Origin of the sequence: Paracoccus subflavus (assembly GCF_004310345.1) — a bacterium.
Lineage (GTDB): Bacteria > Pseudomonadota > Alphaproteobacteria > Rhodobacterales > Rhodobacteraceae > Paracoccus > Paracoccus subflavus.
The window spans coordinates 74,463-97,958 of record NZ_SISK01000005.1 but is presented as its reverse complement, the minus strand read 5'-3'; the positions used below and the strand labels follow the sequence as shown (position 1 = coordinate 97,958).

Here is a 23,496-nt window from a genome sequence, read left to right as displayed (position 1 = left end):
TTCAAGACCTTTGCCTCGGCTTGGGCGCGGGTTTCCTGGGGTGGGCGCGGATCTCGCGCAGCCATTCGCGCCAGATGGCGACCAGCAGGGCCATCAGGACCGGGCCAACGAACAGGCCCACGATGCCCATGGTCTTGACCCCGCCCACCAGGCCGAAGAACGTCGGCAGAAAGGGCATCTTGACCGGGCCGCCGATCAGAACGGGCCGGATGGTCTTGTCCACGACGAACAGTTCGACCGAACCCCAGACGAACAGCAAGATCCCGTTCAGGGGCGATCCGCTGGCCACCAGATAGATCGACACCAGGGTAAAGGACAGTGGCGCGCCTCCGGGGATCAGCGCCATGACGCCGGTGATGACGCCCAGCGTCACCGGCGAGGGCACCCCCGCGATCCAGTAGGCAAGGCCCAGAATCACCCCTTCGCCGATGGCGATCAGGGTCATGCCGGTGACGGTGGCGCTGATGGTCAGCGGCACCACCCGCGACAGACGTTCCCAGCGGACCGGCAGGATGCGCGCGCCCACCACGTCGATCTGCGCCGCGATCCTGTCGCCGTCGCGATAGAACACGAACAGCGCGATCAGCATGAACAGCAGGTTCAGCGCCAGATGAAAGGCGATGTTCCCCGCCGCAAGCACGCTGCGATAGATCGAGGCGATGGTGTTGCCGCTGGTCAGTTGCACCCATTCGGCAATGGCGCCGGGCCTGCCGATATGACGAAGCCAGAGTTCGTCCACCCATTCCCCGATCCGGGGCAGTTCCGTCATCCAGACGGGCGTGGGGGCGCCCAGGGCATTCACCTCGAACACCCAGGAAATCCAGCTTTGCAGCTCGCGGAACGCATAAAGCAGGGCCATGGCGATCGGCACCACCAGAAACAGCACGATCACCAGGACAAACAGCGCCGCCGTCAGCGTCCGGTCCAGACCCAGGCCGCGCTGCACCCGCCGCGACAGGGGCCAACTGGCAAAGGCGATGATCGTGGCGGCCAGGACCGGCACCAGAAAGCCATGAAAGAAGTAGGCCGCCGCGGCGATGATGAACACCAAAAGCCAGCGCGCGGCCGAGATGTCGCTGATCAGCGGAAAGGGTTGCGCCGGGTCGTCGGGGTCGGGGGGGTCGCGCCGCGGCGTCGCGTGGGGGGGGTCGATCATGCCGGTCTGCTTGCCCTTGTGGTATGCCGCCTGTGTCGCACGACTGTTGCACGGTGGATCGCCGCGTCAACCCGTCTTTCGGAAAGCCCGCGGCGCGTCGCGCGCGCGCCAACGGCGAAGGCCGCCCGATTCCCGGCCCGAAAACGGCCCCGCCCGCTGGGATCGTGCAGCCCTGCGGTCAACGATCCGGCTTTCGCCACAGCCGCGGAACAGCGTTCCGGCCCGCCCCGCATCGGCGGAAAGCTGGGCCTTTCCGTGATGAACCGGCTTGAATCCCGGGGCGTGCTGAAGGATAGCAGGGTGTCCCGAACCGCCGGATGCCAGACGAGCGAAAGCCCTGCCCATGAACAGCCTTGCCCAGACCGCCATCCCGTCCCAGACGCTGACGCATTTGCAGCGGCTGGAATCGGAAAGCATCCACATCATGCGCGAGGTGGTGGCGAATGCCGAAAACCCGGTGATGCTGTATTCGGTGGGCAAAGATTCGGCCTGCATGCTGCATCTGGCGCGCAAGGCGTTCTATCCGGCCCCCCCGCCCTTTCCGCTGCTGCATGTGGACACTACCTGGAAGTTCCGGGCGATGTACGACCTGCGCGACCGGGCGGCCAGGGCGGCGGGCATGGACCTGATCGTTCACCAGAACCCCGAGGCCAAGGCCCGCGGCATCAACCCCTTTGACCACGGCAGCCTGCACACGGACATGTGGAAGACCGAAGGGCTGAAACAGGCGCTGACCCACTATAATTTCGATGTGGCCTTCGGCGGTGCGCGCCGTGACGAGGAAAAGTCCCGCGCCAAGGAGCGCATCTTTTCCTTTCGGTCCGCCAACCACCGCTGGGATCCCAAGAACCAGCGCCCCGAGCTGTGGAAGCTTTATAACACCCGCAAGGCCAAGGGCGAATCGATCCGGGTCTTTCCGCTGTCGAACTGGACGGAGCTGGACATCTGGCAGTACATCCACCTGGAAAACATCGAAATCGTGCCGCTGTATTTTTCCGAACCGCGCCCGGTGGTGGAACGCGACGGGCTGCTGATCATGGTCGATGACGACCGCTTTCCGCTGCGCGACGGAGAACGGGCGCAGATGCGGTCGGTCCGGTTCCGCACGCTGGGCTGCTATCCGCTGACCGGCGCCGTTGAATCCAACGCCCGGACCCTGCCCGAGGTGATCCAGGAAATGCTGCTGACCACTACGTCCGAGCGCCAGGGACGCGCCATCGACAAGGATCAGGCCGCGTCGATGGAGAAGAAGAAGCAGGAAGGGTATTTCTGATGACCGCGCAAGATCCCGTCTATCTGACCGACGCCCTGATCGCCCAGGACATCGACGCCTATCTGCTTAAGCACCAGCACAAGACCATGCTGCGCTTCATCACCTGCGGATCGGTCGATGACGGGAAATCGACGCTGATCGGACGGCTGCTGTATGACAGCAAGATGATCTTCGAGGATCAGTTGGCCTCGCTGGAATACGACAGCAAGGTGTCGGGAACCCAGGGGGGCGAGATCGACTTTGCCCTGCTGGTGGACGGTCTGGCGGCGGAACGCGAACAGGGCATCACCATCGACGTGGCCTATCGCTTTTTTGCGACCGATAAGCGCAAGTTCATCGTGGCCGACACGCCGGGGCACGAACAATACACCCGCAACATGGTCACCGGCGCCTCGACCGCCGATCTGGCGGTGATCCTGATCGACGCGCGCCAGGGCGTGCTGACCCAGACCCGGCGCCACAGCTATCTGGTGAACCTGCTGGGCATCAGAAACATCGTGCTGGCCGTCAACAAGATGGATCTGGTCGATTATTCGGCCGAACGGTTCTACGAGATCGTCAGCGACTATTCGCATTTCGCCAAGCAGATCGGCATGGACAGCTTTCTGCCGATCCCGATCTCGGGCCTGAAGGGCGACAACATCGTCTCCAAAAGCCCCGAGACGCCCTGGTATCAGGGTCCGACCCTGCTGGGCCATCTGGAGGACGCGCCGATCAGCGACATGCGGATGGCGGATCGTCCGTTCCGCATGGCGGTGCAATGGGTGAACCGCCCGCATCTGGATTTCCGCGGATTCGCGGGCCAGATCAGCGCCGGGGCCATTCATCCGGGCGATCCCATCCGCGTCCTGCCCTCGGGCAAGACCACCACCGTCAAGTCCGTCACCACATTCGACGGCGATCTGGATCGGGCGGTTGCGGGTCAGTCGGTGACCCTGACCTTTGCCGACGAGATCGACTGTTCGCGCGGCGACGTGATCGTGCAGGCCGATGCCCCCTGCGAGGTGGCCGACCAGTTCGAGGCCACCCTGGTCTGGATGGACGAGGCCGAGATGCTGCCCGGCCGTCCCTATCTGCTGAAACTGGGCACCCAGACCGTCAGCGCCACCATCACCGAGCCCAAATACGAGGTGAACGTCAACACGATGGAACATCTGGCCAGCAGGACGCTGGGCCTGAACGCCATCGGCGTGGTCAACATCTCGACCGACCGGCCCGTCCCGTTCGAGGCTTATGGCGACAACCCCGACCTGGGCGGCTTTATCCTGATCGACCGGATGACCAATGCCACCATCGCCGCCGGGATGCTGCATTTCGCGCTGCGCCGGTCGCAGAACATCCACTGGCAGGCGACCGATGTGAACCGCGAGGCCCATGCCGCGCAAAAGAACCAGCGGGCGCGGGTGGTGTGGTTCACGGGCCTGTCGGGATCGGGCAAATCGACCATCGCCAATATCGTCGAACGCAAGCTGCACGCGATGGGCAAGCACACCTTTCTGCTGGACGGCGACAACGTGCGCCACGGGCTGAACCGCGACCTGGGCTTTACCGACGCCGACCGGGTGGAAAACGTCCGCCGCGTGGGCGAGGTGGCGAAACTGATGACCGATGCCGGGCTGATCGTGCTGACCGCCTTCATCTCTCCGTTCCGGTCGGAACGGCGGATGGTTCGCGACATGATGGCGCCGGGCGAATTCATCGAGGTGTATGTGGACACGCCCCTGGAGGTCGCCGAACAGCGCGATGTGAAAGGGCTGTACAAGAAGGCGCGGTCGGGCCAGCTCAGGAACTTCACGGGAATCGACAGCCCCTACGAGGTTCCCGAACGGGCAGACCTGGTGGTCAACACCGTCGCCCTGTCCGCCGAGGAGGCCGCCGACCGGGTGATCGCGGCGATCCTGTCGCAGGGCTGAGCGGACAGTCACGGCGATCCTCTCGGCACAAGATCGCCGGTGCCGTCAGTTTTACCGATTTTCGGCGCGCGCCCTGCGGGCCGTTCCCCTAGGCTGTTCCGCATCCGACAGCCAGGGCCGGACCGATGTCCTTTGCAACCGCCGACGAACGCTATTTCGCCTCGCTCGTGAACCAGGCCCGGCGGGCCGAGGGGTTGGCGCCGCTGGCATTGGAAAAGCGGCTGAACGATGCAGCCGACGCGCATAGCCGCTGGATGCTGGACGCCGATGTCTTTGCCCATGTCGGGCGGAATGCATCGACGTCGCGCCAGCGGATCGAGGCAGAGGGGTTCGACCTGTCGGGGTCCTGGCTGACGGCGGAAAACATCGCCTATGTCAGCATCCAGGGCGCAGGCAGCCTGCGTGACGAGATCGCGCAGCTTCATGCCAACCTGATGAACAGTCCCGGCCATTATGCCAACATCATGGGGGGTGCATCCCTTGTCGGCATCGGGTTGCAGGTGGGCCATTTCAGGGTCGCGGGCCGAGACTACAAGGTGCTGATGGCCACCCAGAACTTTGCCGATACCGATGCGCCGGTGCGCCTTGACGGCGGCACCTTTTCCAAGGCTGCGCCGCCGGGGACGAACCTGTCCATGCCTGCACGCCCCGACTGGCTGCAAGGGCTCGATGGCCGCATCTTTACCACGGCGGCCCCCGGAACCGCGCGCAACGACGATTACCGCCTGGGCGCGCGAAACGACCTCGTCCAGGCTGGAAACGGCCATGACTGGATCGCGGGCGGACGCGGCAATGACACCCTGCGCGGCAATGCCGGCGACGACCGCCTGATCGGCGGGGACGATGACGATCTGCTGCACGGCGACGGTGGTCAGGACAGCTTGCAGGGGGGTAACGGCCGTGACCGCCTGGCCGGCGGGGATGGAAACGACCTGCTGTGGGGCAATGCCGGCCATGACAGCCTGTGGGGCGGCACCGGCGCGGACCGCCTGCCGGGGGGCCTGGGCGACGATGTTCTGTCCGGTCAGGCAGGAAACGACTGGCTGGCGGGCGAAGCGGGCCGCGACACGCTGGCAGGGGCGGAGGGCGCCGATACGCTGAACGGCGGCGCGGGCAACGATCTTCTGATCGGGGGCGCAGGCGCCGACAGCTTTGTCTTTGTGAAAGGGGGCGGGGCCGACATCATCCGCGACTATCAGCTTGGCATCGACCGGCTGACCGTCGGTGCCGGCCTTCTGGATAGCGATCCCGCCGCCTTTGTGCGCGATCACATGTCAAGAACGGCCATGGGCGTCGCCATCGACTTTGGTGCGGGGGATCGCCTGACGGTGACGGGGTCCGGGCTGACCGTCCTGGGGCTGGCCGACGACATCTTCGGATTTTGACCATCTGATTGTCGGAAAAGAAAAACCCGCCAGAAATGGCGGGTCTACTCGTTAAGGTATTGCGGTGGGGCAATTTCACTACGCGCTTTTAACGATTTCAGGAACGCTGGGTTCCGGCCGGAACGGGAATTTTTGCCCAAAACCGCCTTGACGTTGCGGCAGCAAGGCGAGGTCTTCAGATGCCCTACAGGCCACCCCTTCACCGTCAGTCTCTCATCCATTTTGCGGGCTTGCGGTCTGCCCTGCGACCAAGAGAACCGGCCGCGGGCCGGCACTGCCCTGTTCAATAATCCCGTTCGAAATAGATCCCCAGCGTACTGTCGCCGTCGGTCCCGACCGAGCCCCGCGCGGTCAGCGAATCGGTCACGTCAAGGTTCAGGTTCAGGGTGCTGCGACCGTCCGCGCCGACCGCAACGTCGGTGTACAGGTTTTCGGACAGATACTTGCCGGCCCGGACCTGCACATTCCCTTGGTCGTCGGTTGCAAGATCCAGATCGTCCAGGCCCACCTGATCGCGCAGGTTGCCGATGATTCCCGCGCCGCCGCGCCCCGCCAGAACCGCAATGGCATTGGCAAGCTGGGCTGCCTGAAGCGGGCTGATACTGTCCAGGCCACGCCCGAACAGCAGTTGGGACAGAACCTCCTCCTCGGGCAGGTCGGGCGAGGATTCGAAGGTAATCTCGGGGTCGCGCACCTCGCCGTCGAAGATGATGCGGGTGGTGATTCCGTTCTGTTCGGTTTCGGCCACCAGGCGGATCACCGGGATCAGGCTGCCTTGCAGTTCGACCAGCCCCTCGGTCAGGGTGAATCGCCGTCCCAACAGATCGACGCGGCCACGGATCAGTTCCAGAAACCCGATGGGAATGGCGTTTCGCGTCGTGCCCTGAACCTGAAGCGACCCGCCCAGTTCGGCGTCCACCCCCCGGCCGCGAACAAAGACCTGATTGGGGGCGTTGATACGCAGATCCAGCCGTGGTGGGGCGGATGGCGGAGTCGATGGCGGCCCCGCCATTCCCGCATCGCGCGCGGCGTCGCTGGGATAGCCTTCCAGCCCAGCCTTGGCGCGGGTGGCCCGAACCGGCCGGGTGTCGCCCACATGCTCGATCTGGAGAATCGCCCGCGCCCCCCCGAGCCCGGTCGAGGGGATGCGGATTTCCGTCGGACCCAGATCGATCACCCCCGAAATCAGCGGCCCTTCGGCGTTGCGGCCAGACATGCGCAACCGGCCATTGACGACGGTTTCGTACAGGTTCGGATCGCGGGCGACCACCCCGTCCAGGACAATCGTCAGGTCCAAGGTGCCGTTCTGCACGTCCACCGGCCCGCTGACCTGGATCCGCCCCCCGGCCGCAACGGCCGCGGCAGCATCCAGGGCGATCCGGCCCCCCGACAGATCGACGGTGGCGGTCACCCCTTCCAGCCGGATGCCCGCGCCGGGATCGGCGATCCGGCCATCCGTCAACCGCACCTGGCCCGACACCGATTGCAGCGCGGGTGGGCCATTGACCGTCAGGTCGAAGGACAGCGGTCCCTCGATGCTGCGGGTGCGGAGAATGCTGTTGACGATCGAGGCGTCGGCGCCCCCCGCAACCGACAGGTTCAGGGACGAAAAGTCCCGCGCCGCCGTGCCGGCGATCCGCAGGGTGGTGCTGCCCGGCGCGGTCGCGTTCACGTCCAGGGCAAAATCCGCCCCCTGCTCGCGGATCGTGCCGCTGGCCTGAACGGGGCCGGGAAATTCCGGCTGGATCAGGCCCAGGTCAGCCAGCCGGGCCGACACGGCCATGCCGCTGGCCGTGTCGCCACTGGCCTCGACCCGGATCTGGGGATTCTCCACGTCCAGACGCTGGAACGACAGCCCGTCCGGACCCTGCGTGGCGGCGATGTCGAAACGGGTCTGGCCGCCCAGCAGCGGGTCGATCCGTGGCTGGCCGATCGACAGTCCGTCAGCGGTTCCGCTGGCCGTCACCTGGCGGTTGCCGTTCTGCTGGACCAGCCGGGCGTCGGCAGTCAGGGCGCCGCCGATGCCATTGCCCAGAAACCGCAGATCCTGGGCACTGGCCTGTGCCGCCAGATCGGTCTGATCGCCGCCCAGGGTTCCGGCGGCATCCACCGTCAGGCGGGGGTTGTCGATCCGAGCCTGTTCGATGGTGAACACGCCGTCCCGTTCGGTGCCAGTGACGGCCAGCCGCGTTTCGCCGGCAAGAGCGCCATCGACCTGGGCCTGGCCAAAGGCCAGATCCTGCCCGGTGCCCTCGATTTCCAGCCGCCGCGCCCCGTCGCCCGCCTCGCGGAAACTGCCGGTCAGATCCAGCGCCCCGCGCCAGCCGGGACCAAAGGGAGCCAGCGACCTGACGCCCACCTCGGCCGCGATATCGGTGACGCCCGGACCATAGGTTCCCTGCACCGTGGCGTCGATCTGATCGTTGGTCAGGCGCATGTCGCGCACGGTGACGATCCCGTCCCGCTCCTCGGCCGAGAGGCGCAGCCGGGTGGTGCCCGTCAGCGCGGCATCCGCATTCTGGACACCCAGGGACAGGTTTTGTCCCGATCCCGTCACATCGACCAGGCGGGTGCCGTCCCGTTCGGTCAGCCGCGCCATCACATCAAGTCCGCCCGCCCAGCCCGCGCGGATGGCCGACAGGTCGGGCACGGCCAGATCCACGGTTCCGTCCAGCCCCCCCTGCACAAAGCGGCCCCGCCCTTCGGCACGCAATTGCGGGTTGGCCAGCCGGAACACCTCGACCTCGTAGCCGCTGTCCCGTTCTCCGGCCAGGACGGTCAGGGTCGTGGTGCCGCCCAGGGCGTTGTCCAGCGCCTCGATGCCGATGCGCAGATCCTCGGCCTCGCCGCTGAGGGTCAGTTGGCGCGCGCCGGACGGCCCGGACAGTTTCGCATCCGCCTGCAACGCGCCCAAGAAATTCGGGTCCGCATCCTGAAGCGACGGCAGGGAAATGGTGGCCGTCACGTCGCTGGAGAGGCTGTTCACGTAACCCTGGGCCTGGGCGGTCAGGCCCTGGGCATTGACGGCCAGATTCTCGATCTCGATGCCGGTCTCGTCGCGACGGGCGTCCAGTCTGATGGTGGACCGCCCTTCCAGCAACCGATCCAGTTGCGGCTGATCCACGGCGATGCCGGAACCCGAAACGGTGGCGTCGATGTCAAAACCGCGGCTTAGAAAGCTGTAATAACCGCTGAGGCTGGCATCGGCGCGACCCCGCATGTCCCGTCCGGCCAGACCCGACAGGCGGGCCAGATCCTCGTAGCGGGTATCGGCATCCAGGGACAGGACAAAGCCGCTGCCCAACCCCGACAGCAGCAGCAGACCATCAAGGCCGTAATCCGTGCCCGTGACGGACAGGTCGCTGAATTCCACGGCATTGCCGGGGGTGAAATCAAAGGTCGTGCTGCCGTCGATGTCCGGCCCGACGGCCTGGGCCAACCCGGCATCGGCAAAGGTCATCTGCCGCGATCCGAAGCGGACCCCTCCATTGACCGATGACAGGCGCCCGGCGTCCAGCACAACCGCGCCCGACCCCTCCAGCCGCAGGTCGCCCAGCGACACATCGCCCAGATCCAGGTCGCCGACGCGGCCCTGCAGCGTCCAGCCCTGGCCCTGGGCCGCATCATAGTTCAGGTCCAGACGGCCGGATTCGACGGTTGCGTTCTCTCCGGCAAAGGGCAGCGGGACGGGCACCTGCACCGCGCCGGCGTCCGATCCCAGGGCAATCCGCAATTCCGCATTCTGCGGCGCGCCCTGAGCATTCACAGCCAACGACCCGTCCAGGGACAGGGCCTCGGTCACAAGGTTCAGGGTGGGAATTTGCAGGCGCCCGTCGTCGCCGCGCCAGCCTTCGGCCCGAAGCTGCACCTGATCGCCAAAGAAGGTCCGGTCCTGGGGCGGCAGCAGCGAGGCCACATCGCCGCCCAGTTGCAGGCGGAAATCGGTGCCGGGATTGCCCGCCGCATCCGGCCCGCCCGCCCCGGACACCCGGCCCGTCACGCGCGGCAGCCCGTCGGTCGCCAGCCGGATATCGACCCCGAAATCCTTGATCTGGCCTTCGCCGCTGATTTCTGCGACGACCGACGGCTTGTCATAAAGGTCGATCAGGTTGACCAGCAGGCCGTCGGCGGCCTCGTCCAGGGTCAGGTTCACGCGCAGGATCTGCGAGGTGTTCGAATAGGCCGTGTCCAGATCGAAGTTGCCGCGCGGGCCGTCCAGCCGCTGAATGGCCAGGCGGGCCTGGCCTTCGCCGCCCTCAAGGCTCATGCCGCCGGTCAGAGAGATCGCGGCCGCCAGGCCGATCACGGGCTCGCCCAGGTCGACCCGGTCGGTCCGGATCTGGTCGATATTGATCGCCACCGGCAATTCAGGCAGGGCAAATTCGAACTCGCGCGCCTCGGCGGTGGGGGCCTGCTTCTCGCCCAGCGGCAAGCGTGGCAGCAGGACTTCACGGGCCGCCAGTTCCGCGATCTCGATCCGGCCGCGCAGCAGGGCCGACCGGTTCCACTGGATCGCGCCGTCGTTCAGCGTCAGCCAGACGCCCTCGCCATCGGCAATGGTGATCCGGCGAAAGGTCGCGCGCGAGGACAGCGCGCCCTGAAAGCCGTCGATCACGACCTCGCGGCCCGCACTGGACAGGTTGCGTTCCAGAAGCCGGGTCAGAAAGCCCCTGTCGTCGCTTTCCTGCTGCGAGATTTCGGCCGCGCTCTGCGACATTGCCGAAAACGGCAACAGGATCGCGAACAGGACCAGCCAGAGTTTGCGCATCAGCCGGATCTGCATCAGAATGCCTGCCCCAGTCCCAGATAGAGTTGCACGCCCTCGCCGGTGTCGCCCCCGGTCGGCCCCGCCACATCAAAGCGCAAGGGCCCGATGGGCGTGTTGTAGCGCACGCCGATCCCGGCGCCCGAATGGGCGTCGCTGCCCCCGGTCCAGCCATCCTCTGCCCAGACCTCGCCATAGTCGGCAAAGGCCACGACGCCGATCCGTTCGCGGACCTGCCAGCGGATCTCGGCCGACAGGGTGGCCAGGCTGGCGCCGCCGGTCTTGATCGGCCCGTTCGGTCCTTGGATTTCCTCGACCCCCAGCGACTGATAGGGCTGGCCGCGCACGGTGCCGCCGCCGCCCGAGAAGAACAGATAGCTGCGCGGGGTGTTGCCGATTTCGCTGCCCAGCACGCTGCCGATGCGGGCACGGCCCGCCAGCGTGAAGCGATCCTCGGCGCCCGGCGAATAGAAGGCGCGGCCCTCGCCCAGCAGGCGGACCCCCGAATCGGTGCCGTCGAAGCCCTTGAAGGGCGTGGCCTCGCCTTGCAGGTAATAGCCGCGCCTGGCGTTGTTCTCGTCGTCCCGGGCATCCCACATCACCGCCGTGGGCAGGGCCAGAACCTTGAAGTCGGTTTCGCCCAGGTCGTCGTACACGCGCGAGAACTGGTACTGGATGGCCGTATCGAAGGTGAACCGGTCGCTGAAGATATGGTTGAAGCCCAGGCCGATCGTGCCGGTATCCTCGTCGTAATCCTCCTCGCGCATCCGGGCGAGGCCGGTCAGCACATAGGCCGTGGTGTCGGGCGTAAGCGTGGCCGGACGATCGATGCGCAGGGTGATCTCCTCGTCCTTGCCGCTGGTGTCTGACCCGATGTCCTTGACCTGGCCGTCGATGCGCAGGCGTTCACCACCCCCCAGCAGGTTGCGGTGCATCCAGTAGGCCGACACCATGGCCCCATCGGTGGACGAGATCTCGAACCCCGCGCCGATGCGGCGGGGTTTCTGTTCGACCACCGTCAGGTCGATGTCCATGCTGCCGTCTGGGTTCAGGGTTTCGGCTTCCTCCAGCGTGATCGCCGAAAAGACGCCCGACCGGCGCAGGCGCTTGCGGACGTCCTCGACCGCCTCGGGATCGAAGCGTTCGCCCTCGGGCAGCCCCGCGATCTTGGCCAGGCGGCGCGGATTCATGCGGTCATAGCCGCGCATGTTCAGCCGCCCGAACCGGACGGCGGGGCCGGGGGCAAGGCCGATCCGGCTGTCCACGGCGGCGTTGACGTGATCGGCCGTGATGTCCTGGCCCGCGACTTCGGCCTTGGCATGGCCCACATTACGCCATCCCTCGATTCCGGCGCGGGCGGCCCCCCGGATCGTGCCGCTGCCCGCCACCTCGCCCTGGCGGTATTCGTCCGGCAGATCGGTTCCCGGCGCAACCGGCGCGATGGCCGCGCGCGAGAACCGGAAGCGAGGGCCGGTCTGGACGCCGACAACCACCGACCGCACGGCCTCGGGCGCGTCCAGGGGCGCAATCTCGGCCGCCTCGATCCCGTCCAGGGTGATGTTGATGATCGCAGAGTAATAGCCCAGGTCATACAGGTTGCCCAGGATGCGGGCATAATCGGCGCGGGCCGCTGCCAGAACGTCCTGGCCCGTGACGCGCCCTTCGGCCAGCGCCCCGGCGATCAGCGAGGCATTGCGCAGCCTTTGATCCAGGTCGTCGCCGCCCTGGACCTGGAACCGCAACGATACGGGGCCTTCGTCCCGCGTGCCGCCGAACAGGCCAGAAAAAGGATTGGAGGATTGCGCCCAGACGGCATTGGCCAGGCCCGCCGTGGCCGCGGCTATCAGCACTGCCCGCAGATATGCCCGCATCGTTTCCGCCCTGCCCGTTCTTGCTTTGTGGCCATTTGAACAGGATCGCGCCGCCGAATCCAGCGATTCATCGGCAAAAACGCGGCGGGCGCTCAGCTTTCCGAAAGCTGTGATCCTCAGGACAGGGCGGCCAGACAGCCGTGCAGCGCCGCCATGTCGTCGCGGATCAGAAAGACCGGCGTGTTTTCAGGGATGTGGCGCATGTAGGGCTCGGACAGAAAGGCGGCCTCGAACCGCTCCATCCGGACGGCGATGCTGCGCGCGACGCTGCCCGCCAGGAACATCCCGTCCAGCGGCATGAACCGCAGCGCCAGTTCCCGGCACAAAAGACCCACCAGTTCGACGAACAGGTCATAGGTCGCGCCTGCCGCCGCCTCGCCCGCGGCTGCGGCGGCGTCTATCCCTTCGCTGCGCATGGGGGGGGTGCCCGTCAAAGCCGCGTGCAGGCGCGACAGCCCGCGGCCCGCGAAAAGCTCCTCGGTCGAGGAAAAGCCCGTGATGGCCCCCTGCCCCACGGCCTCCAGCAGGCGCTGGTGGATGTGTACGGGCAGCCGGGTATGGCCTTCCTCGGCCTCGAGCGCGGCGACGCCGCCGCCGGGCAGGCTTCGAACGGCGCAGACGTTGAAGCCGGTGCCCAGGTTCACCACAAGGCCCTGCCCGTTGCGCGCCCGGCCGGCGGGCGCGGGGCGCAGGGTGGCCAAACCGTCGCCCCCCAGAACGGGCGTGGCATAGCCCAGCGCCGTCAGATCGTTGATGAGACGCACCCGATCGGCATCGGCCAGCCGCGCCAGCCGGTCTTCGTCGAAATCCCAGTCGCGATTGGTCAGCCGGGCCCTGCCGCCGCTGACCGGCCCGGCCACGGCGACGCAAACGGCGCTGATGCGCGGCTGGTCCTGTTCCTGCAGGAACTGGCGCACCACGTCGTCAAAGGTCGCGTAATCGTCGCCGCGAAAGCGGGTCACTGTGTCCCGGTCGATGCCGCCGTTGCGCGCCATTGCCAAACGGGCATTGGTGCCCCCCACATCGGCCAGAAGTATTGCCATCGCCGTCTGGTCCCTTTCTGTCGTCCCGGTCCTTCGCCCGTTCCAGACTTGCCCGGTTTCGGCAGGCGGCGCAACGCCGCACCGCGGCGGATTTCGGAACCCCTTGCCGTCAGGGATCGTTTTCAAGGCACAGACAAAGGACGAAAGGCCGACCCATGACCCGCATCGCATCCCGCATCGCCCGCCTTGGACTGGCCGGCAGCGTCATGCTGTCGATGGCCATGCCCGCCGTTTCGGCAACCCGCCCCGACCAGCCCGTGCAGGCATGGCCCGCCATGGCGGGCGTTCCCGTCGAGGTTCTGCTTGAACGGGCGCAGACCCTGCCCCTATCCGAGATGGCCGCAGGCGATCAGCCCTATTGTGCCGCGGACGCCGAGATTCACCAGACCCTGGAACATGACTTTGCCGAAGCCCCCGTGGCCGGGACCGGTCCTGCCGCGATCGGGCAGGACGCGACCGAATTGTGGGCGTCCGATCAGATGGGCACCTGGACGCTGGTGGCGCCGCGCGCCGACGGCACCAGTTGCATCATCGCCTCGGGCATCGGCTATGACGCGGGAAGAGATGTAGAGGTGTATTTCCACACAGCGGGACTGCGCTGACCGGCCTGGGCCGGTTCCGCCCCTGCATCGGGCCGTCCCCACTCGGATGGTCCGTCAAGCCAGACCGGACCCAGCCGCCCGGCCAGCAGAAAGCTGTGCAAAGTGGCTATGGCAGGCACCGGCCCGGTTGCGGTCAGCGGGACGAGGCTGCGGTCAGCCCGCGTCCGGCCCGCCTTGATCCTGCGCCGTATTCCCGCCAAGGGCCTCGACCAGGAATGCCAGCAGATCCCGGCTGCGGCGCGTCATGCGGCGCTGGCGCAGATAGACGGCATGGATGTCCAGTCGCGGGCCACGGATATGCGGCAGCACCTGCACCAGCCGGTTCCGCTCAAGATCGTCGCGGACGACATGATCGGGGCAAAAGGCGATGCCTTCGTCCGCAAGCGCGAGATCCCGGGCGGATCGGGCACTGTTCACCAGAAAATGCCCCGTGACCCTGACGCGCCGTTCCTGCCCCCCGTCGATCAGGGGCCAACTGCCGTCGCCCCGCATGTTTGTGTCGCGGATGCAGGAATGGCCCGGCAGATCGTCGGGGGTGGCAGGATGCCCGCGATTGCGCAGATAGCCGGGCGAGGCGACCAGAACGAGGCTCATGCGGCCCAGCCGCCGCGCCATCAGGGCTGAATCGTCCAGCTTTCCGATGCGAACGGCAAGGTCGATTCCATCGGCCACCAGATCGACGAAACGGTCCGACAGACGCAGGTCGATCACCAGGTCGGGATGGGCCGTCCTGAACCGGCGCAGCAGGGGGGCGATCACCATTTCGCCATGCGTGACCGCAGCCGAGATGCGGATGGTGCCCGACAGGCCGCGCTGTTCGTCGCGCAGGCCGCTGGCCATCTCGTCAAGCTGATCCAGCCAGTCGGGGGCTTGGGCCATCAGCCGCTGTCCCGCCGTGGTCAGGCCAAGGCGCCGGGTGGTGCGATACAACAGCGGCGTGCCCATCCGGGCTTCCAGCTCGGCCATGTATTTGGATGCCAGCTTGGGCGAAATGCCCACCCGACCGGCCGCCCCGGCGAACGATCCGGTCTCGACGGCCGCCACAAAGACCCGCATCCCGTCGACCAGATCCATGCCCCCTCCATTCAGAACGTCCCGAAGGTAATGATACCACAATACCGCCATTTCCGCCATGTGACCTGATGGGCATATTCAGGCCATGAAGCAACGGGCCGGAAACTGGGCATATGGCCCGCTGGCCCTTTATCAGGAGAACCGACATGATCGACCCCAAAACCGCCCCCTTGGGCATCCTGGCGCTGCGCGTGACGACCGGCGCCCTGTTTCTGGTTCATGGCCTTATCAAGCTGTTCGTCTTTACACCGGCGGGGACGGCGGGCTTTTTCGAATCCATCGGACTGCCCGGTGCGCTGGGCTGGCTGACCATGCTGTTCGAGATCGGCGGCGGACTCGCGCTAATCCTGGGGATCAAGGTGCGGCTCGTTTCCCTGGCCTTTGTTCCCGTTCTTCTGGGCGCGGCGGTCTTTGGCCATGGCAGCGCAGGCTTCAACTGGTCGAACGCCGGCGGCGGCTGGGAATATCCGGTGATGTGGGCCATCGTACAGGCGGCCCTGGCGGCCCTGGGCGACGGTCCCTATGCGCTGGCGCCCACGAAACGCCTGACCGCCTGACGGCATCTGCCGCGCCCCGGCGCGGCCCCACCCCCCGGAAAGGAGCAAGCCATGCTTGTGAACGGCAGATGGACGACGGACTGGCACCCGGTGCAGGCCAAGGACGATCAGGGCCGTTTCGTGCGGCAGGTGTCGTCCTTTCGCAACTGGATCACCCCCGACGGCAGCCCCGGCCCCACCGGCACCGGCGGCTTTCGCGCCGAGGCCGGGCGCTATCGCCTGTATGTGGCGCTGATCTGTCCCTGGGCCTCGCGCACGCTGATCGCGCGCAAGCTGAAGGGGCTGGAGGACCTGGTGGCGGTGACGGTCGTGAACCCGGTGCTGACCGAACAGGGCTGGGGCTTCGGGGGCTATCCGGGCGCCGATGCCGACCCGCTGCATGGCGCCGCGCATCTGCATGAACTTTATACCCGAGCCGACGCCAGCTATAGCGGGCGGGCGACGGTGCCCCTGCTGTGGGACGAGCGGACCGACACGGCCGTCAGCAACGAGAGCGCCGAAATCCTGCGGATGTTCGACACCGCCTTTGCCGATCTGGCGCCCGGCAGGCCCGACCTCTGTCCCGCCGACCTGACAGCCGCGATCGACGCCCTGAATGCAGAGATCTATGACAGCCTGAACAACGGCGTCTACAAGGCCGGTTTCGCCTCGACGCAGGCGGCCTATGACGAGGCGGTGACCGGGGTCTTTGCGATGCTCGACCGGCTGGAACAAAGGCTGACCGGCGATTTCCTGTTTGGCGGCCGCCTGACCGAGGCCGACATCCGCCTGTTCGTGACCCTCATCCGATTCGACGCGGCCTATCACGGCCTTTTCAAGACCAATATCCGTCGCCTTGCCGATTACCCGCGCCTTTCGGCCTATCAGGATCGCATCCTGCGCCTGCCGGGCGTGGCCGATACCGTAAACCTCGATCACATCAAGGCCGGATATTATTCGATCAAGGCGCTGAACCCCGCCGGCATCGTGCCCGCAGGCCCCCGGCATGTCATCGACCTGCTGGAAAGGATCAAAGCCCCGGATGCAGAGGGCGAAGCCCGGTGAAAGACCCGCTGGCCCCTGATGCACGGGTGCGTCGATCATCCGCATCCCGGCAGGCGATGTCTTGAAGGGGACACCTCGGGCGGCTGGGCCGGTCACGCGATTGCGTCCTTGGCCTTTGCGGAACACTGTGCGACAAAATCCGGGTTCATATGTCCCCGAAAGGTTTCCGGCATGTTCCGCTTGACTGCAACCTCCGTTCTGGCGCTCGGGCTGGGTGCCGCACCGGTCCTGGCCCAGGTGACCCCCGCGCAGGTCTGGGAAAACGTGCAGCGCTATGGCGCCGATCGCGGCTACGAGGTGACGGCCAGCGTCGAGGATGCCGGAAACACCCTGACCGTGCGCGATGCCGTTTTTGCGACGACCAACAGCGACGGCAGCACCCGCCTGACCGTTCCGCAGATGACACTCTCGCAGACGGGCGATGCGCGGGTGCGTCTGGTCATCGACGGGGACGTGGCCATCAACAGCACCTTTCCGGCCCCTGCCCCGCAGGATACGGGCACAGCCGAAGGAGCCGGCACCAGCACTGACGCAGAGCCGGCCGATCTTGCGGTGAACGGCACCATCAGCGCCCCGGGAAACGAAATTCTGGTATCCGGCACGCCCGAGGACATGCTCTACGAATATGCCTATCCGACGGTGTCGGTCAGCCTGGATATTCCGGTCGGGCCAGAGGGCGACGCCACCCTGCCCTTCACGGCGAGCCTGACCGATCTGGCCGGATCGCAGCGCAACGGAACGGGCGAGGATGTGGAAGCGACCTTTGACATGGCGGTCGCCGAGGCCGCCATGCAGATCGCGGGAACCGTGCCCCCCGCCCCTGCCCGCGATCCTGCCCGCGATCCTGCCGGCAGCGCCACCGAAGGCAGCGGCACGGCAGAAGCCACCGGAGGCGGCAGCATCGACTTTCGGGCGCGTTTGACCGATCTGACGGTCAAGGGCAGCAACGCCATGCCCAACCAGCCCCTTGAGAACGGGGCCCAGTTGACCGAGGCCCTGGCGGCCGGAATGACCGTCGATGCCGCCGTGGCCTATCAGGCGCTGGAAGGCAGCTTTGCCATGACAGGCCAGAACGAGGAGGGCGCGGACCAGACCGGCAACGGCACCTTCGCAACCGGGCTTTCGGATTTACGAATGCAGCTTTCGGCAAACGGCTTGAACTATGCCGGGAACACCGCCGACACCCGGATCGAGATGACGCTGAGCGAATTGCCGTTCCCCCTCAGCCTTGCTGCCGACCGCACATCCGCAGACATGATGATTCCGGTCATGGGGGCGGACAGCGCGCAGCCCTTCCGTCTGGCCTATGCGCTGGAAGCCGTGACCTTTGCCGACGGCATCTGGGCCCTGTTCGACCCGACGGGCCAGTTGCCGCGCGATCCGGCCAGCCTGGTCGTGGACGTGGACGGCAATGTGACCCTGACGGACAATCTGTTCGATCCCGCGGCGGGCCAGCCCGAAACCGACAGTGCCGGCGCGGCCGTTCCCCCGGCCCCACCCTTTGCACCGCAGGACGTGACGGTGAACCGCGTCGCCCTTGACGCGGCGGGTGCCAGCGCCGAAATCACCGGGTCTCTGGATTTTGGCGACAATCCGGCCCAACCTGTCGGCCGCCTGAACGGCACCTTCGAAGGGGTGAACGGCCTTCTGGACACGCTGGTGACCATGGGCCTTGTGCCGCAGGAACAGATCATGGGAATTCGCATGGCCCTGACCATGTTCGCGCGGCCAGCCGAGGACGATCCCGACCGCCTGACCTCGGAAATCGAGTTCCGCGAAGGCGGGGCGGTCTTTGCCAATGGCCAACAGGTTCGCTAGGCACGGACAATCAGGATCGGGGCCGGGGCGACGGTCCCGGCCTTTTGCATGGCAAAGGCAGACAGACGCATGACAGGAGAGGCGATGGCACCCGTGGATTTGCAGTCGCTGGCAGAAGCGGTGGTGGATGCGGCGCGGCGCGCGGGCGCGCAGGAGGCCGATGTTCTGGCCCAGTCCGGACATTCGGTCAGCATCGACGTGCGCAGCGGGGTTCTGGAACAGGCCGACCGGGACGAGGGGCGCCAGATCGGCCTGCGCGTGCTGATCGGCGGGCGGCAGGCCAGCGTGTCGTCCACGGATCACAGCCCTGACGCGATCAGGGCCATGGCCGAACGCGCCGTCGCCATGGCCCGCGAGGCGCCCGAGGACGATACGGTGGGACTGGCCCATCCCGATCAGCTTGCCCGCGGGCGCGACGCGGCGGGCTTGCAGATCGCCGATCAGGGCGCCGACCCCCTGCCCGACCGGTTGCAGGACACGGCCTTGCGGGCCGAGGCGGCGGCGCGCGACACCCCCGGCATATCGCAGGTCGAAACGGCCAATGCGGGATTCAGCCGTCAGTTTTTCTGGCTCGCGGCCTCGAACGGGTTTTCGGGCGGCTATGAACGCACGACCCATGCCGTCTCGGCCGTGGCCATCACCGGCGAAGGCTTGGGCATGGAACGGGACTATGCAGGAGAGTCGCGGGCCTGGGCCGAGGATCTGCCCGAACCCGAGGAGATCGGGCGGCTGGCCGCCGAACGCGCGCTGGCCCGCGCCGGATCGCGAAAGCCGCCCACCGGGGCCTTTCCGATCCTGTATGACCGCCGCGTTGCCGGGTCTCTGATCGGGCATCTGCTGTCGGCGGTGAACGGCAGCGCGGTTGCTCGCGGCGCAAGCTGGCTGCGCAAGGATCTGGGCCAGCCGGTCCTGCCCGAAGGGTTCGACCTGGTCGAAGACCCGCTGCGCCCGCGCTATCCCTCCTCTCGGCCTTTCGATGCCGAAGGTCTGCCCACCCGCAGCCGCCGGATCGTGGAAAACGGTGTCCTGCAAGGCTGGACGCTGGATCTGGCGACCGCGCGCAAGCTGGGGATGGACAGCACCGCATCGGCGGCACGCGGCATGGCCTCGGCCCCCTCGCCCATGACCAGCAACGTGATCCTGACGCCGGGCACGGCCACGCAGGATGACCTGATCGCCGACATGGGCCGGGGGCTGATCGTGACCTCGATGCTGGGGGCGTCCATCAACGGCACCACGGGCGATTATTCACGCGGCGCGGCGGGATTCTGGGTCGAAAACGGACAGATCGCCCACCCGGTCAACGAATGCACCATCGCCGGCAACCTGCGCGACATGCTGTTGACCCTGGTGGCGGCCGGCGACGCCCTGCCATGGCGGGGGACCGAGGTGCCCAGCCTTCTGGTCCGGGGAATGACCGTTGCCGGCGCCTGAGGCGGATCTGGATCTGCTGCTGCGCGCCGCGCGGACGGCGGGACCGATCGCGATGTCATTCTGGCGCGCCGATCCCAAAGCCTGGGACAAGCCCGGCGATGCCGGCCCCGTGACCGAGGCGGACCTGGCCGTCAACGAGGCCCTGCAGGACATGCTGACCTCTGCGCGGCCCGACTATGGCTGGCTGTCCGAGGAAAGCGAGGCGGATGCGGCCCGGCTGGACGCGCGGCGCTGCTTCATCATCGACCCCATCGACGGCACCCGCGCCTTTATCGCCGGCCAAGAGGGCTTTGCCCATTCGCTGGCAGTGGCCGAAGGCGACCGGATCATCGCCGCCGCCGTGCATCTGCCCGCCATGGAACTGACCTTTTCGGCCTTTGCAGACGGCCCGGCGCTGCTGAACGGCCAGCCGATCCGGCCCAGCGGGGCAAGGATGGCAGGCGCACGAGTGCTGACCTACAAGTCCGCCACCGATCCCGAACACTGGAAAGGTGGCCGAACCCCGCCATTCCGCCGCGAATTCCGTCCCTCGCTGGCCTGGCGGCTGTGTCTGGTGGCCGAAGGGCGGTTCGACGCGGCTCTGTCGGTGCGCCATGTCTGGGAATGGGACATCGCCGCCGGCAGCCTGATCGCCGAACGGGCCGGCGCCGTTGCCACGGATCGGCATGGACGGCCCATGCGGTTCAACAGCCCGCGCGCCACGGTGGACGGCATGATCGTCGCAGGCCCGGCCCTGCACGGCGACATGCTGGCGGCGATGGAGCGGCCGACCCCGCCGTGACATCGGGATGACGCCCCGGTGACACCCGTCATTTGCCCGGTGTTTCTGCGCGGTTTGGTGCTATTCTTGGGCGATCACAGGATATCGGGGCCAAGGCAATGGCACGCCGGGACATCAGCTTTGCCAATTTCAACCTTTTGAACCTGAACCTGCCGGACCGGCCGATCTATGATCGCGACGGCTGGTCCCAGGCGGAATACGACGCCAAGATCGCCTTTTCGGAACGCATGCTGGATGCCATCGACGCCGACATCATTGGCTTTCAGGAATGCTGGAATGCCGATGCCCTGGCCGAGGTGCTGGACCGGCCCGCACTGAAGGACCGCTATGACCTTGTGGCGCGGACCACCGATCCGCCCTCGATCCAAGTGGCCCTGGCGCTGCGCAAGGGGATGCTGCAATCCGAACCGGAATGGATCGAGGATCTGCCCCCTGACGCGCGGTTCGTCGACCTCAAGGAATCGCGCGATGCCCGTGAAACGGTCAGCGTGTCCATCAGCCGCTTTTCCCGCCCGTTGCTGCGGGTGCTGGTGAACAACGCGCGCGGCGCCCCCGACGTCCTGGTCTATGTGGCGCATCTGAAGTCCAAGGGGCCGACATCCCTGCGCCGCGACGGCGACAACCCGGTCTTGCAGCGCCACAGCTTCATCGCGCGCAGCGTGGTGTCCCATGTGCGCCGGATGGTCGAGGCCGGGGCCTTTCGCGCCATCCTGAACGACGAGATGGACGGAAACGACCGTCCGGTCGTGGTGCTGGGGGATCTCAACGATGCAACGACCGCGGTTTCGACCGAACTGCTGACCGGCAATCCCGGCTATCGCTTCTTTGCCAAAAGCACGGCGGGGCGGAAATCGGACCTGGGGCTGTACACGGTCGAAAAGCTGCAACAACTGCGGTCTTTCCGGCATGTCTATTACACCTATATCCACAAGAACCAGATGGAGTCGCTGGACCACATCATGGTGTCGGATTCGTTTTACGACCATTCGTCGATCCGCAAATGGTCCTTTCGCGAGATGCGCGTGCTGAACGACCACCTGACCGCCTCCGAGGCCCAGCGCAAGCGACTGGGCTATAACGACCATGGCATCATCGTGGCCCGCTTTGACTGGAACCCGATGGTCGAGGAGGCCGAACGGATCCTCGAGGAGGAAGGGCCGTCCGCCTAGATCAGGCCCGACCGCGTCACCCCCAGAAGCCCGCCTTCGCGCAGGGTGGCGACCGGATAGCCGTCGCTGCGCATCTGATCGAGCGAAAATCCCGGCTCGATGGTCTTCAGGGCCCTCAGGGCCTGCAAGGCCCCTGCCTCGTCGTGGCGCCGATACCGAAGCGCCGCCAGGAACCGCAGCGAGGGGCGGTTGTCGGGGGCGAAGTGCTGGACGGCTTCGAACCGCGCCTCGGCCTCGTCCAGGCGGCCAAGCCGGGTAAGGGCAATGCCCATGCGCATCTGCAAGGTGGCCGGATTCAGCACCGGCAGCGCCTCGGCCAGGCTTGCCTTGGCTTCGCGATGGGCCTCCCGGTGGCGCCCGAGATCGGTCAGGGCCTGGGAATAGGCATAGCGCGCCACGAAATTGCGCGCGTTCATCTGGACAGCCTGCTGCGCGAGCCAGAAGCTGACGGGTCCACGCTTCAGATAACCCTCGACCAGCGAACCGACCGCCAGGGCGGTCGCGCTGTAGGGATCGGCCTCGCGCGCCCTTATGGCAAGATCGCGTGCCTCCTCGATGCTGCCCTGCGGATCGGGAACCAGGCGTTCAAAGACCTGCGTGGTCATCACCCAGGATCGCAGGGCCATGGTCAGCGATGCGTTTGCCCCGTCGTTCATCCGTGCCAGCGCCTGTTCGGCCCGCTGCAGCCGCGCCGCGTTGTAGCTGAACACATCCGCGATAGAGACGGCCAGCGCGGCATCGACGGTGCGCAGGGCTTCCAGTACGCGCAGGATGCCGGTGCAGATCTGGCCGGTGCAATCGCTCATGGCGTTGGTCAGGTCGTCGGTGCGCAGCACGAATTTATGCGACCAGAGCGTCCGGAAACCGGGGCGATAACTCAGCCTGATCAGCAGGTGGGTGCCGTCGGCATGGCGGTTGGCCACCGCGGAAAGCACGATCGCCGCCTGCCCCGGATCGGCCATTTCAGCGACCAGGACCATCGGCACCAGATCGCAGACCCGGCCCGCGGCCTCGCCCATCACCATTGCCGCGATCACGCCGCTGTCCAGGTCGCTCGCCACCGGCTCGGTCGTCAGCAGAACCGGCAGCAGCAAGGCCTGGGGCTCGGCGGGGGTCACGACCTGTTCGGCGTGCATCCGGGCGTCGCGCAGCCAGTCCTCGAATTCCGGGTCGTCGATGTCGAGGTCGGCGGCAAAGTCCGGCATATGCCCATCGGGTCCGGGTCGCGCGGTCATGTCCACACGCACCATGGCCGGATCGAGGCCCACCCATCCCGGCCCGCTGATCAGCGCGTCGCGCGCATCCCCCAGGCTGATCCTGATTTCACGCAGCACCTGGCGCAGGCTGGCATTGGCATGATCGGGGTCGCGCGTGCTGAACAGCAGATCCTGCAACCTGGCGCGCAAGACCCGCATGGAGGCCGCGCTGCCCATCACCGCCAGCGCGCCACGCGCTCGCATCCCGCGCGGCGTCAGGCACAGGCTGCCTGGCCCGATCAATTCGACCGGCCCCATCAGTCGAAGCGTCAGCGGCTGCATGCACAGAAATGTCTAGGCGATTTTCCGAGTCCTTGTTAACCTTTCCCTTACGGCAAAGATACCATGTTTTCGA

At 66.7% G+C, this 23,496-nt stretch carries 16 protein-coding genes; 10 read left to right on the top strand and 6 right to left on the bottom strand.

Annotated elements, in window-relative coordinates; translation table 11 throughout:
• Position 1 precedes the first annotated feature (1 nt).
• Positions 2 to 1,156, bottom strand: a complete 1,155-nt coding sequence (locus tag EYE42_RS08435) for an AI-2E family transporter (protein WP_130990878.1) — start codon at positions 1,154 to 1,156, stop codon at positions 2 to 4.
• A gap of 343 nt (positions 1,157 to 1,499) precedes the next feature.
• Between EYE42_RS08435 and cysD the strand changes: the two genes are divergently transcribed.
• The 3 genes from cysD (at position 1,500) to EYE42_RS08420 (ending at position 5,727) form a co-directional block, all read left to right on the top strand.
• Positions 1,500 to 2,429: a sulfate adenylyltransferase subunit CysD gene (gene cysD / locus EYE42_RS08430; RefSeq protein ID WP_130990877.1), complete on the top strand. Its 930-nt coding sequence runs from the start codon at positions 1,500 to 1,502 to the stop codon at positions 2,427 to 2,429.
• Positions 2,429 to 4,342, top strand: a complete 1,914-nt coding sequence (cysN, locus tag EYE42_RS08425) for a sulfate adenylyltransferase subunit CysN (protein WP_130990876.1) — start codon at positions 2,429 to 2,431, stop codon at positions 4,340 to 4,342. The genes cysD and cysN overlap by 1 nt, the downstream gene beginning before the upstream one ends.
• A 125-nt stretch (positions 4,343 to 4,467) precedes the next feature.
• Positions 4,468 to 5,727, top strand: coding sequence for a CAP domain-containing protein (locus EYE42_RS08420; protein ID WP_130990875.1), 1,260 nt, complete (start codon positions 4,468 to 4,470; stop codon positions 5,725 to 5,727).
• 283 nt (positions 5,728 to 6,010) lie between these two features.
• On the opposite strand, the gene EYE42_RS08415 is transcribed toward EYE42_RS08420, so the two are convergent.
• From EYE42_RS08415 to EYE42_RS08405, 3 genes are all read right to left on the bottom strand, one after another.
• Complete coding sequence (locus EYE42_RS08415) at positions 6,011 to 10,510, bottom strand: translocation/assembly module TamB domain-containing protein (protein ID WP_130990874.1); 4,500 nt, start codon at positions 10,508 to 10,510, stop codon at positions 6,011 to 6,013.
• Positions 10,510 to 12,363 carry an autotransporter assembly complex protein TamA gene (locus EYE42_RS08410; RefSeq protein WP_130990873.1) on the bottom strand — a complete coding sequence of 618 codons (1,854 nt, stop codon included), beginning with the start codon at positions 12,361 to 12,363 and terminating at the stop codon, positions 10,510 to 10,512. Before EYE42_RS08410 ends, EYE42_RS08415 begins: the two co-directional genes overlap by 1 nt.
• A 116-nt stretch (positions 12,364 to 12,479) precedes the next feature.
• The gene (locus EYE42_RS08405; RefSeq protein WP_130990872.1) at positions 12,480 to 13,406 is read right to left on the bottom strand and encodes a glucokinase; all 927 of its coding nucleotides are present in this window, start codon (positions 13,404 to 13,406) and stop codon (positions 12,480 to 12,482) included.
• A 155-nt stretch (positions 13,407 to 13,561) separates the two neighbouring features.
• Between EYE42_RS08405 and EYE42_RS08400 the strand changes: the two genes are divergently transcribed.
• Positions 13,562 to 14,008 carry a hypothetical protein gene (locus EYE42_RS08400; protein ID WP_130990871.1) on the top strand — a complete coding sequence of 149 codons (447 nt, stop codon included), beginning with the start codon at positions 13,562 to 13,564 and terminating at the stop codon, positions 14,006 to 14,008.
• 153 nt (positions 14,009 to 14,161) lie between these two features.
• Here EYE42_RS08400 and EYE42_RS08395 read toward each other — a convergent pair whose 3' ends face one another.
• The gene (locus EYE42_RS08395; RefSeq protein ID WP_130990870.1) at positions 14,162 to 15,082 is read right to left on the bottom strand and encodes a LysR family transcriptional regulator; all 921 of its coding nucleotides are present in this window, start codon (positions 15,080 to 15,082) and stop codon (positions 14,162 to 14,164) included.
• 146 nt (positions 15,083 to 15,228) lie between these two features.
• Here EYE42_RS08395 and EYE42_RS08390 point away from each other — a divergent pair, with 146 nt between their 5' ends.
• The 6 genes from EYE42_RS08390 to EYE42_RS08365 all read left to right on the top strand — a co-directional run bounded on the left by EYE42_RS08390 (position 15,229) and on the right by EYE42_RS08365 (position 21,885).
• Complete coding sequence (locus EYE42_RS08390; protein ID WP_130990869.1) at positions 15,229 to 15,639, top strand: DoxX family protein; 411 nt, start codon at positions 15,229 to 15,231, stop codon at positions 15,637 to 15,639.
• A gap of 51 nt (positions 15,640 to 15,690) precedes the next feature.
• Complete coding sequence (locus tag EYE42_RS08385; protein ID WP_130990868.1) at positions 15,691 to 16,683, top strand: glutathione S-transferase family protein; 993 nt, start codon at positions 15,691 to 15,693, stop codon at positions 16,681 to 16,683.
• A gap of 171 nt (positions 16,684 to 16,854) precedes the next feature.
• Entirely contained in the window at positions 16,855 to 18,501 is a 1,647-nt protein-coding gene (locus tag EYE42_RS08380) for a DUF2125 domain-containing protein (protein ID WP_130990867.1), read from the top strand.
• A gap of 84 nt (positions 18,502 to 18,585) precedes the next feature.
• Positions 18,586 to 19,935 (top strand): TldD/PmbA family protein, encoded by a 1,350-nt coding sequence (locus tag EYE42_RS08375; RefSeq protein WP_130990866.1) that lies wholly within the window; start codon positions 18,586 to 18,588, stop codon positions 19,933 to 19,935.
• Positions 19,922 to 20,716 carry an inositol monophosphatase family protein gene (locus tag EYE42_RS08370; protein ID WP_130990865.1) on the top strand — a complete coding sequence of 265 codons (795 nt, stop codon included), beginning with the start codon at positions 19,922 to 19,924 and terminating at the stop codon, positions 20,714 to 20,716. Before EYE42_RS08375 ends, EYE42_RS08370 begins: the two co-directional genes overlap by 14 nt.
• Before the next feature lie 98 nt (positions 20,717 to 20,814).
• Entirely contained in the window at positions 20,815 to 21,885 is a 1,071-nt protein-coding gene (locus EYE42_RS08365) for an endonuclease/exonuclease/phosphatase family protein (protein WP_130990864.1), read from the top strand.
• Here EYE42_RS08365 and EYE42_RS08360 read toward each other — a convergent pair.
• Positions 21,882 to 23,423 carry an SARP family transcriptional regulator gene (locus tag EYE42_RS08360; RefSeq protein ID WP_130990863.1) on the bottom strand — a complete coding sequence of 514 codons (1,542 nt, stop codon included), beginning with the start codon at positions 23,421 to 23,423 and terminating at the stop codon, positions 21,882 to 21,884. The genes EYE42_RS08365 and EYE42_RS08360 overlap by 4 nt on opposite strands.
• Positions 23,424 to 23,496: the final 73 nt, after the last annotated feature.

Coding starts and splice junctions, on each gene's coding strand:
- EYE42_RS08435 (WP_130990878.1), bottom strand. CDS start 1,156: ATGATCGACCCCCCCCACGCGACGCCGCGGCGCGACCCCCCCGACCCC.
- cysD (WP_130990877.1), top strand. CDS start 1,500: ATGAACAGCCTTGCCCAGACCGCCATCCCGTCCCAGACGCTGACGCAT.
- cysN (WP_130990876.1), top strand. CDS start 2,429: ATGACCGCGCAAGATCCCGTCTATCTGACCGACGCCCTGATCGCCCAG.
- EYE42_RS08420 (WP_130990875.1), top strand. CDS start 4,468: ATGTCCTTTGCAACCGCCGACGAACGCTATTTCGCCTCGCTCGTGAAC.
- EYE42_RS08415 (WP_130990874.1), bottom strand. CDS start 10,510: ATGCAGATCCGGCTGATGCGCAAACTCTGGCTGGTCCTGTTCGCGATC.
- EYE42_RS08410 (WP_130990873.1), bottom strand. CDS start 12,363: ATGCGGGCATATCTGCGGGCAGTGCTGATAGCCGCGGCCACGGCGGGC.
- EYE42_RS08405 (WP_130990872.1), bottom strand. CDS start 13,406: ATGGCAATACTTCTGGCCGATGTGGGGGGCACCAATGCCCGTTTGGCA.
- EYE42_RS08400 (WP_130990871.1), top strand. CDS start 13,562: ATGACCCGCATCGCATCCCGCATCGCCCGCCTTGGACTGGCCGGCAGC.
- EYE42_RS08395 (WP_130990870.1), bottom strand. CDS start 15,082: ATGGATCTGGTCGACGGGATGCGGGTCTTTGTGGCGGCCGTCGAGACC.
- EYE42_RS08390 (WP_130990869.1), top strand. CDS start 15,229: ATGATCGACCCCAAAACCGCCCCCTTGGGCATCCTGGCGCTGCGCGTG.
- EYE42_RS08385 (WP_130990868.1), top strand. CDS start 15,691: ATGCTTGTGAACGGCAGATGGACGACGGACTGGCACCCGGTGCAGGCC.
- EYE42_RS08380 (WP_130990867.1), top strand. CDS start 16,855: ATGTTCCGCTTGACTGCAACCTCCGTTCTGGCGCTCGGGCTGGGTGCC.
- EYE42_RS08375 (WP_130990866.1), top strand. CDS start 18,586: ATGGCACCCGTGGATTTGCAGTCGCTGGCAGAAGCGGTGGTGGATGCG.
- EYE42_RS08365 (WP_130990864.1), top strand. CDS start 20,815: ATGGCACGCCGGGACATCAGCTTTGCCAATTTCAACCTTTTGAACCTG.
- EYE42_RS08360 (WP_130990863.1), bottom strand. CDS start 23,423: ATGCAGCCGCTGACGCTTCGACTGATGGGGCCGGTCGAATTGATCGGG.